Source organism: Psychromarinibacter sediminicola, from assembly GCF_029168335.1.
Lineage (GTDB): Bacteria > Pseudomonadota > Alphaproteobacteria > Rhodobacterales > Rhodobacteraceae > Psychromarinibacter > Psychromarinibacter sediminicola.
The window spans coordinates 1-8,889 of sequence record NZ_JARGYC010000111.1 but is presented as its reverse complement, the minus strand read 5'-3'; the positions used below and the strand labels follow the sequence as shown (position 1 = coordinate 8,889).

9 protein-coding genes and 1 tRNA gene are annotated in these 8,889 nt (G+C 69.9%); 4 read left to right on the top strand and 6 right to left on the bottom strand.

Going from position 1 to position 8,889, the window contains the following annotated elements; genetic code table 11:
• Positions 1-40: 40 nt before the first annotated feature.
• A complete protein-coding gene (locus P1J78_RS23115) occupies positions 41-2,497 on the bottom strand; it encodes a penicillin acylase family protein (RefSeq protein ID WP_275569746.1) in 2,457 nt (818 codons plus the stop codon).
• Between the two features lie 87 nt (positions 2,498-2,584).
• On the opposite strand from P1J78_RS23115, the gene P1J78_RS23110 reads away from it, so the two are divergent.
• Positions 2,585-3,463 carry an NAD(P)-dependent oxidoreductase gene (locus tag P1J78_RS23110; RefSeq protein ID WP_275569745.1) on the top strand — a complete coding sequence of 293 codons (879 nt, stop codon included), beginning with the start codon at positions 2,585-2,587 and terminating at the stop codon, positions 3,461-3,463.
• 219 nt (positions 3,464-3,682) lie between these two features.
• Here the strand turns inward: P1J78_RS23110 and P1J78_RS23105 are convergent, their stop codons facing one another.
• Positions 3,683-4,159, bottom strand: coding sequence for a disulfide bond formation protein B (locus P1J78_RS23105; protein ID WP_275569744.1), 477 nt, complete (start codon positions 4,157-4,159; stop codon positions 3,683-3,685).
• Complete coding sequence (locus tag P1J78_RS23100; RefSeq protein ID WP_275569743.1) at positions 4,156-4,734, bottom strand: YqaA family protein; 579 nt, start codon at positions 4,732-4,734, stop codon at positions 4,156-4,158. Before P1J78_RS23100 ends, P1J78_RS23105 begins: the two co-directional genes overlap by 4 nt.
• A gap of 243 nt (positions 4,735-4,977) precedes the next feature.
• Between P1J78_RS23100 and P1J78_RS23095 the strand changes: the two genes are divergently transcribed.
• Positions 4,978-5,063: transfer RNA gene (locus P1J78_RS23095), tRNA-Leu, on the top strand.
• Positions 5,064-5,112: 49 nt separating this feature from the next.
• On the opposite strand, the gene P1J78_RS23090 is transcribed toward P1J78_RS23095, so the two are convergent.
• The 3 genes from P1J78_RS23090 to P1J78_RS23080 all read right to left on the bottom strand — a co-directional run bounded on the left by P1J78_RS23090 (position 5,113) and on the right by P1J78_RS23080 (position 7,671).
• The gene (locus tag P1J78_RS23090; RefSeq protein ID WP_275569742.1) at positions 5,113-5,688 is read right to left on the bottom strand and encodes a L,D-transpeptidase; all 576 of its coding nucleotides are present in this window, start codon (positions 5,686-5,688) and stop codon (positions 5,113-5,115) included.
• Between the two features lie 105 nt (positions 5,689-5,793).
• A complete protein-coding gene (locus tag P1J78_RS23085; RefSeq protein WP_275569741.1) occupies positions 5,794-7,062 on the bottom strand; it encodes an AGE family epimerase/isomerase in 1,269 nt (422 codons plus the stop codon).
• Positions 7,063-7,137: 75 nt separating this feature from the next.
• A complete protein-coding gene (locus tag P1J78_RS23080) occupies positions 7,138-7,671 on the bottom strand; it encodes a 2,4'-dihydroxyacetophenone dioxygenase family protein (protein WP_275569740.1) in 534 nt (177 codons plus the stop codon).
• A 149-nt stretch (positions 7,672-7,820) separates the two neighbouring features.
• Between P1J78_RS23080 and clpS the strand changes: the two genes are divergently transcribed.
• Positions 7,821-8,126: an ATP-dependent Clp protease adapter ClpS gene (gene clpS, locus P1J78_RS23075; RefSeq protein ID WP_275569739.1), complete on the top strand. Its 306-nt coding sequence runs from the start codon at positions 7,821-7,823 to the stop codon at positions 8,124-8,126.
• Between the two features lie 57 nt (positions 8,127-8,183).
• A complete protein-coding gene (locus P1J78_RS23070) occupies positions 8,184-8,828 on the top strand; it encodes an L-fuculose-phosphate aldolase (protein WP_275569738.1) in 645 nt (214 codons plus the stop codon).
• The last annotated feature ends 61 nt before the right edge of the window (positions 8,829-8,889 follow it).

The window sequence follows — 8,889 nt, the reverse complement described above, 5'->3', positions numbered from 1 at the left end:
CGGCGGATCGGACGGCGCAGCCGTCCGAAAACCCCGCCCCTCAGCGCGGACGCAGCGTCGTCACCCCGACCGCCGCCGCCCGCGCCAGCTCGGGGTCGAGCGACATCGGGATGTATTCGCCGCGCCGCCACAGCTCGCCCAGGTCGTCGTAATGCCGCGACAGCGGGTGCCCCGACTGTCCCGTGGCGATGACGAAGACCGACGAATCCGGGTCGGCGAAGTCGTAGACGCCGCGGAAACCCGCGCCGTGGACGTTCAGGAACGGGTCGGGGTCGCGCCCCGAGGTCAGCCCGCGCATCAGCGTCTGGTCGCCGCCCGAGGTCGATTGCCGGATGTTGACGATCCAGCCCAGCCCCGGCACGTCGCCCAGCACCTGGTGGTCGTGACGCACCGTGTGCGCGTCGCCCCAGCGCAGCGATTCCAGCGCCCGGCCGTGGGTTTCGGAAATCCAGACCAGCGCGTCGTCCAGCGCCGCGCGGGCGACGTCGGTGCAGCTTTCCTCGGCCGCCGACTGGATCACGTCGCACCAGGCGCCGGCGCCGTCGACGTCGCGGAACACCCGCTCGATGAAGACCGGCTCGACATGGGTGAACTCGCGCGCGAAGGCCCCCAGCTCGTCGCGGATCAGCCGCTCCTGCAGCGCCCGCATCCAGGCGGCGTAGATCAGCGGCTCGGGCAGGTGCTCGCTCATCTCGCCGTTCCAGTCGGCCAGGAGCTGCAGCGCGTCCTGGCGCAGCCGCTCCGGCGTGCCGGCCGGCGCCGCCTCGCCGGTGAACCACAGATCCGCGGCGACCAGTGGCAGGAGCGCGCGGGCGGAATAGGAGACGGTGTCGAGCTGCGCCTCGATGAAGCTTTCGCGGGTATGCACCTCGCGCGCCTGCATCAGCCGGCGCCAGCGCTGGACCCGCTGGGTGTCGCCCCAGTGATAGGAGACGTGCAGCGGGAACGGCCGGTCGACCGTCTTGTTGTTGGTGTTGCCCAGGATGCCGCCGGCGGGGGCCACGAATTCGGGATTGGCCTGGTAGTTGAAATAGCCCTGCCAGCGGTTGGTCTCGATCCAGCCCGGCGCCGGGATCCGGCCCCTGGTCTGGTGATCGGCGTCGCGCCGGGGCATCGCGCCCACGGTCTTCATCGCGATCGTGTCGCCATCGGCCAGCGTCAGGTTCAGGCTCGGGGCGACATAGCCCGCGCCGGCGGCCAGCCCCTCCTCGACAGTCTGCGCCCGCATCAGCGCCAGCGCCGCGCCGAGCGAGGTGTCGGCGGGCGACAGCGCCGTCCAGGCGAGCGAGGCGACATGCCCCGGCGGCGTCACCGAGGCCAGGCCGAAATGGTGGCCGGGCAGGACCGGGCCGTTCTCAGTCCATTGCAGGGTGATGGTGACGGGGGGCTCGTCCTTGACGCGGATGATCGAGTTGCGGGTCTCCATCGCGCGGAAGCCGTCGGGGGTGCGCACGCGGCTGTCGTCGTCGGGGTCCAGCTCCTCGATATAGAGGTCCTGGTCGTCGAGATAGGAGGAGGTGAGGCCCCAGCCGAACCGCTCCGACCGGCCGACGAGCAGCGCGGGCATCCCCGGGATCGAGCCGCCGATGACGCCGCCCGAGGCCAGCTCCAGCCGGGCGAGATACCAGATTGAGGGCGCCGAAAAGCCCAGATGCGGGTCGTTCGCCAGAAGCGTGCCGCCGCTGGCCGAGCGGCTGGGATCCGCCGCCCAGGCATTCGAGGCGCCGGAGAAGGGCAGGGCGGCGAAGGGGGCGAGCGGGTCCATGACCTCGGCCACGCGGGTGTCGCGCGGGACGTCGGGGAAGAGGTCCGCATATTCCGGCAGCGCGGCGATGCCGGCGCCGGGGCTGTCGGGCAGGATGTCGGCGACGCGCTCGGGCGGCAGCAGGAGCGAGGTGCGCGCGCGGCGGACCTCCTGCGCGATATGCGGGCTGAGCCGCAGCGCCATGAGTTTGACGAGTGCCAGCGAATCGGCCGGCTGCCAGGGCGCGATCTCGGGCGAGAACAGCCAGAATTCCGGGGCGCCGCGGCCCAGCGCCTCGTCGTTGACCTGCTGCAGGCGGGCGTTGATGCCGGCGGAATAGGCCTCCAGCGCGGCGGTGGTGGCGGCGTCCTGCACCTCGACCGACCGGACGGCGCGGTTGTAGATGTCGAGCCGCCGCATCAGCTCGTCGATGCGGAAGGTGCGCCGGCCGAACAGCTCCGAAAGCCGCCCCTGCGCCGTCCGCCGCAGCATCAGGATCTGCCACAGCCGGTCCTGCGCATGGGCGAAGCCGAGGCCGAAATAGACGTCGGCGTCGCTCTCGCCGAAGATATGCGGCACGTTGGCGTGGTCGCGCACGATCTCCACCGGGGCGCTCAACCCCGCGACCTCGACCGTGGCGTCGTAGTCGGGCAGGGAGCGGGCGGCGAGGAAATAGGCCAGCAACAGCGCGGCGATCGCGAGCCCGGCGGCGAGGGTGAAGAGCCTCAGGAGCCAACGGAAGGCGGTGGCCATGCGCGCGTGATCCTCGGGTTGACCGCAAGACTGGAGCCGTTAGTTAGACGGGGCGATCCGGCATAGCAATGGGGAGACGATCACGTCATGGCAAAAGCGGCATTCCTGGGACTCGGCGTGATGGGCTACCCGATGGCGGGCCACCTGGCGGCCAAGGGGCACGACGTGACGGTCTACAACCGCACCGCGGCGAAGGCCGAGACATGGGTCGGCGAACACGGCGGCGCGGCGCAGCCGACCCCGCGCGAGGCGGCCGAGGGCGCCGAGTTCGTGATGGCCTGCGTCGGCAACGACGACGACCTGCGCAGCGTCTGCCTGGGCGATGACGGCGCCTTTGCCGGGATGTCCGAGGGGGCGGTCTTTATCGACCACACTACCGTCTCGGCGGCGGTGACGCGCGAGATGTACGACGCGGCGGCCGAGAAGGGCGTGAAATACGTCGACGCGCCGGTCTCCGGCGGGCAGGCGGGGGCCGAGAACGGCCAGCTCGTCATCATGTGCGGCGGCGACGCGGATGCCTATTCCCGCGCCGAGCCGATGATGGACGCCTATGCCAAGCTCGCCAAGCGGCTGGGCGAGGTGACGGCCGGGCAGCTGTGCAAGATGGTCAACCAGATCTGCATCGCCGGGCTGGTGCAGGGCCTCAGCGAGGGGCTGCATTTCGCCGAGAAGGCCGGGCTCGACGGTCGCGCGGTGGTCGACGTGATCGGCGGCGGCGCGGCGGGGTCGTGGCAGATGGTGAACCGCTACGAGACCATGCTCGACGGCGAGTTCGAGCACGGATTCGCGGTGGACTGGATGCGCAAGGACCTGGCGATCTGCCTGGCCACGGCCGAGGAGAACGGCGCCTCGCTGCCGGTCACGGCGCTGGTCGACCAGTTCTACAAGGACGTGCAGGCGATGGGCGGCAACCGCTGGGACACCTCGTCGCTGTTCGCCCGGATGCGCAAGCTGGGCGAGGGATGACCAAGCGGCGCGCTGCCGCGCAAGATTCGTTCTGAAATCGGTGAGGCGACGCTCCGTTCGGGGCGTCGTTTTCGTTTTCCGGGGGCGGACAGTTTGCTGAGAGGCGCTTGAGGGGGCGATCCGCCCCTCAAGGCGCCTTGTCGATCATGGGGGCGAGTCGCCGAAGCCTCAAGGACGCCTGCGGCGGTGGGCGGTGCCCATCCTTGACCCTTCGCCGACTCACCGGGGGCGCGTGGCCCGCCAGGCCATCAGCCAGATCAGGGCGAGGCCGAAGCTGATCAGCGCGTTCCAGCTGGCCATCGACAGGGTGAGGAACTCGAACTGCACCTCGTCGCAGCGGATCAGCGGGGGGCCGGCCTCGATATTGGGGTTGATCAGGTCGTCGGCCGACAGGTTAGACAGCCCGCCGGTGCCGGAGCATTCGGTAATGCCCTCCCACCAGCCGCGCTCGACCCCGGTGTGATAGACGCCGATGCCGCCGGTGATCGCCGCCGAGAGCGCGCCGAGAAGCGGCAGGATCGCCCAGGGCAGAAGGAGCGCGGCCACGCCGATCAGGACGGCGGCGCCGTGCGGCCAGCGCTGCCAGATGCACATCTCGCACGGCTGGAGCCCGCCGATATATTGCGAGCCCCAGGCCCCCAGGAGAAGCGCGGCCGAGCCGCCCGCCGCGATCAGGATCAGCATGTTTCGTGTCATAGGTACTTCACCACCAGGAATCCGCCCAGCAACAACACCACGAACAGGGTGAACATCAAGCCCAGCCGGCGCTCGATGAAATCACGGATCGGTGCGCCGAACCGCCACAGCAGCGCCGCGACCACGAAGAAGCGCAGGCCGCGGGCGATGATCGAGGCGACGGTGAACACCGCCAGGTTCAGCCCCGTGGCCCCCGACAGGATGGTGATGACCTTGTAGGGAAACGGCGTGATGCCGGCGATCAGCACGGCCCAGGCGCCCCATTCGTTGTAGCGGCCGCGAAACTCGTCGAAATAGGCGTCCTTGCCGTAGAACTCCAGGACCGGGCGGCCGACGCTCTCGAACAGCCCGTAGCCGATGTAATAGCCGAGCATGCCGCCCAGCACCGAGGACACGGTGCAGACGCCGGCGATCAGGAAGGCGCGGCGCGGGGCGGCGATGATCATCGGGATCATCAGGATGTCGGGCGGGATCGGGAAGACCGAGCTTTCCACGAAGGCCACCACCGCCAGCGCCCAGAGCGCATAGGGCGATGCCGCGAGCGAGATCGTCCAGTCGTAGAGCCGCCTGATCATGTCCTGCCTTCTATCCTGCCCGCGCCGTTCAGGCGTGTCGCGTTCGCGTGGAGTCGCACAGTCACGCGCCGCCCCGAGGCAGCGTTCGCGTAAGCGAATGCGTTCGGGGCGGCAAGTGAATCCGATGGACCGCGACATGCTGTAATCCACGCCCCGGCGATGCCGTCAAGCGCCGGCGCCGGGCCGGCCGGGGCAAAATAGCTGTTTACGGCCGCCGCGCCCGGCGGTAATCGAAGGCAGGCGGCCCGAGTGGCGGAATGGTAGACGCAGCGGATTCAAAATCCGCCGGTAGCGATACCGTGCGAGTTCGACTCTCGCCTCGGGCACCACATCGCCGCGGACGGCGCGCGCCCCCCCGGCGTCAGGCTTTTCGAGACGTCACGCTTCCGGATAGAGCACCACCCGCGCGCCGAGCGCCACCCGGTCGTACAGGTCGATCACGTGCTTGTTGATCAGCCGGGTGCAGCCGCTGGAGACGCGGTGGCCGATCGACCGGGGCACGTTGGTGCCGTGGATGCGCAACAGCGTGTCGCCCCGCCCCCTCTGATAGAGATACAGCGCCCGCGCGCCCAGCGGGTTGGTGCGCCCGCCCGGCACGCCGCCGGCATAGGGGCCGTAGGTCTCGGGGTCGCGGCGGATCATGTTGCGGGTGGGCGTCCAGCTCGGCCATTCCCGCTTGGCGCCCACATAGAACTCGCCCGCGCGGTAGAAGCCGGGCCGCCCGATGCCCACGGCATAGCGGATCGCCTTGCCCTCGGGCAGGATGAAGAACAGCGCGAAGTCGTCCGGAATGACATGGATTTCGCCGGGCCGGCCCCGGTCGAACGCTACGACGCGCGGCACGTATTTGCGCGGCAGATAGTAGATGCCGGGCTTGTCCCGCGCCGGCGCGGGCGCGCCCGTCGCGGCGAGGGCCGCCGCCAGTCCCGTCACCAGAAATCCCCGCCGTTCCATCGCAGCCCCTCCCGCCTGTCGCGGCCGCCGGACAAGGGCGGGGCCGCCTCGGCCGAACTCTACCGGGAAAACGCGGTCGGGGCCAAGCCCTCCGGTCTCCGGCCTTCAGCCGAACGGCGCGGCCGCGCGGCCCTGCATCAGCGCCCCGGCCTGCCGCGACAGACCCGGCGCCAGCGGATAGAGATCGGCCTGCAGCGCGTGATAGATATCCGGCTTGCCCTGGAACTGCCGCGCGGCGGGGCGGCCGTCGGCGTCCACCTCGGGGAACCAGCCGCCGCGCGCGGTGTCGACGAAGGCCGTCTCGGCATAACGCCACAGCCGCCGGTACCAGTCCTCGTCGGACTCCCGCGCCGCCTCCGCCCCGTCCAGCTTGATCAGGCTGGCGAGCGCGCCGATCCCCTCGCTGACCGGCCACCAGTAGCGGTCGCGGCTCAGGACGCTGCCGTCGAAATCCACCGTATAGGCCAGCCCGCCGCCGTGCAGCCAGGCATCCCCGAGCGCCCGCTCGATCAGGTGGCGCGCGCGCGTATCCGCGCCGGTCGCGGGCCGCCCCGCCAGATCCCAGTGCTGCAAGAGGAGCCGCGCCAGTTCCAGCGAATGGCCCGGCGTCGTGCCGGCGGGGCGGAACATCGGGTTGCCGGAATAGGTGGGGTCGACCTCCCACTGCACCGAATAATGCTCGGGGATGCGCCAGTCGTAATCGGGCGCCATGCGGGCGGTGAAGAAGTCCAGGATGCGGCCCGCCCGCTCCAGCCACAGCGCCTCGCCGGTGGCCTCGTGGGCGGCCAGCATCGCCTCGACCCCATGCATGTTGGAGTTCATCCCGCGATAGAAGGAGAAGGCATACCAGTCGCGGGTGTATTCCTCGATGAGCAGCCCCGTCTCCTCGGCCCAGAAATGCCGCTCGATCACCTCGGCGATATCGGCGTGGAGCCGGTCGGCCTCCGGATGCCCGGCGAGCCGCGCGCTGGCGGCGGCCAGCAGCACGAAGACGTGGCCATAGGCCAGTTTCGTGCCGTCGGTCACCGTCTCGCCGTCGACGCCCCAGACATAGCCGCCCCATTTCGCGTCGCGGTGCCGGGTCCACAGATAGTCCATCCCGGCGTCGATCATCCTGTCCGCACCCGGATGCCCGATCGCCTTGCCCAGCATGTAGGAATGGATCATCCGGGCGGTCGTGTGCAGCTCCTGCCCGGCGCGGGGCAGGGGGGTGCCGTCGACATCCAGCACGTCGAACCCGCCATCCGACCGCAGGCTGGCGTCGAAGAACCGCAGCTGCCGCCGCGCGTCCTGCATCAGCCAGGCGTGGTGCTGCGGGTCCGTCAGCCAGGGGCCGTCGAAGCCCGGGGAGGCGATGGGGGCGATCTCGGTCATCGGCGCGTCTCCTGTCGGGGCACCGCCCGAGACATAGCCGCTCCGGCCGGGGCCGGCAACGGCACGCCGCCCGGCTCAGCGGATCAGCCGGTCCACATAATCCGCGCCGATCCCCACCGCGTCGTAATGCGCCCGGCACATCGCGAGGTACTGGTGCACGTCGAAATAGCCGTCGGGTTCGCCGGTCTCGTTCAGCCAGATCAGCGGGCCGGTCACCTTGAAATGCACCTTCATCGGGTCGGGATGGTCGTAGGCCACCAGCGTGTGCCCCTCGCCCGGCGTCTCGTAGACGAAGTCGCCGGCGGTCGCGATCCAGTCATGCTCCAGATAGCCCCACTTGCCCGAGATCGTGTAGGCGAAGACCTCGTGCGGGTGATAGTGGCGGTTCACCAGCCCTGCCGCCTTGGCCATCAGGATGTCGCACCACATGTTCTTCTCGGGCGAGATCCAGAGCGGCCGCGACGAGACGGTTTCGGTGAACGGCACGTAGAATCGCTCGTCGTCGGTGGGCGCGTTCTCCAGATACACCTCGGGCTTCGCGTCCGGCTGGAACACCGTCTCGATCGGCTTGATCCCGCGCCAGAATTCGGTGCCTGCGTCCTCGGGCATCGGTGTCCTGCCTCGTTTGCGATGCCCCGAGCCTACACCGGATTCGGCGCGGCGCCAGGGCCGGCCCGCCGCGGGGCTCGACCCGGCCGCCGCAGTCTGCGACACTGTGCGCAAGGATGGCCCCGAAGCGCCACCGCGAGGCCCCGGCGATGGACACGACTCGCAGCCGCCCGAAGACCAAGCCTGCATCGAAGACAGAGCGCCCGCCGCTCTACAAGGTGATCCTGCTCAACGACGACTTCACGCCCCGCGACTTCGTCGTCTCGGTGCTGCAGGCGATCTTCCGGATGACCGAGGGCGAGGCGCTCGGCGTGATGCTGACGGCGCATCGCAAGGGCGCCTGCGTCGTCGCGGTCTACACCCGCGAGATCGCCGAGACCAAGGCGATGCAGGCGACCGAGAAGGGCCGGCGCCAGGGCTACCCGCTGGCCTTCACCACCGAACGCGACGCCTGACCCGCTTGCCATTCCCCGCGGTCCGCGACAGCATCGCGGCCGGCAAGGAGGGCAGGCATGGCACAGGGCAGCACCGAGGCGCGCGCGGCGATCATCGCGGCCTGCCGCGAGATGAACCGCAGCGGGCTGAACCAGGGCACCTCCGGCAACATCTCGGTCCGCGAAGGCGCGGGGATGCTGATCACCCCGTCGGCCATGGCCTACGACCGGATGCGCCCCGAAGATATCGTCTGGATGGGCTTCGACGGCACGACGGAGGGCGACCGCAAGCCCTCCAGCGAATGGCGCTTCCACCTCGACATCCTGCGCGCCAAGCCCGGGACGGGCGCCGTCGTCCACGCCCATCCCACCGCCTGCACCACGCTGGCGATCCTGGAAAAGGACATCCCGCCGCTGCATTACATGGTGGCGGCGGCCGGCGGCCGCGACATCCGCTGCGCCCCCTACGCGACCTTCGGCACGGCGGAATTGTCCGAGCACGCCGTCACGGCACTCCAGGACCGCGCCGCCTGCCTGTTGGCGCATCACGGCCTGATCGCCTGCGGCGCGACGCTCGACAAGGCGATGTGGCTCGCCGTCGAGGTCGAGGCGCTGGCGAAACAGTATCTCGGCTGCCTGCCCTTCGGCGAACCGCCGCTTCTCAGCCCCGAGGAAATCGACCGCGTCCTCGACAAGATGAAAGGCTACGGCCACCAGGGCTGACCCCCGCTGCTTCTTCTCGTTGCAAATACGCTCAGGGGGGTCTGGGGGGATGAAATCCCCC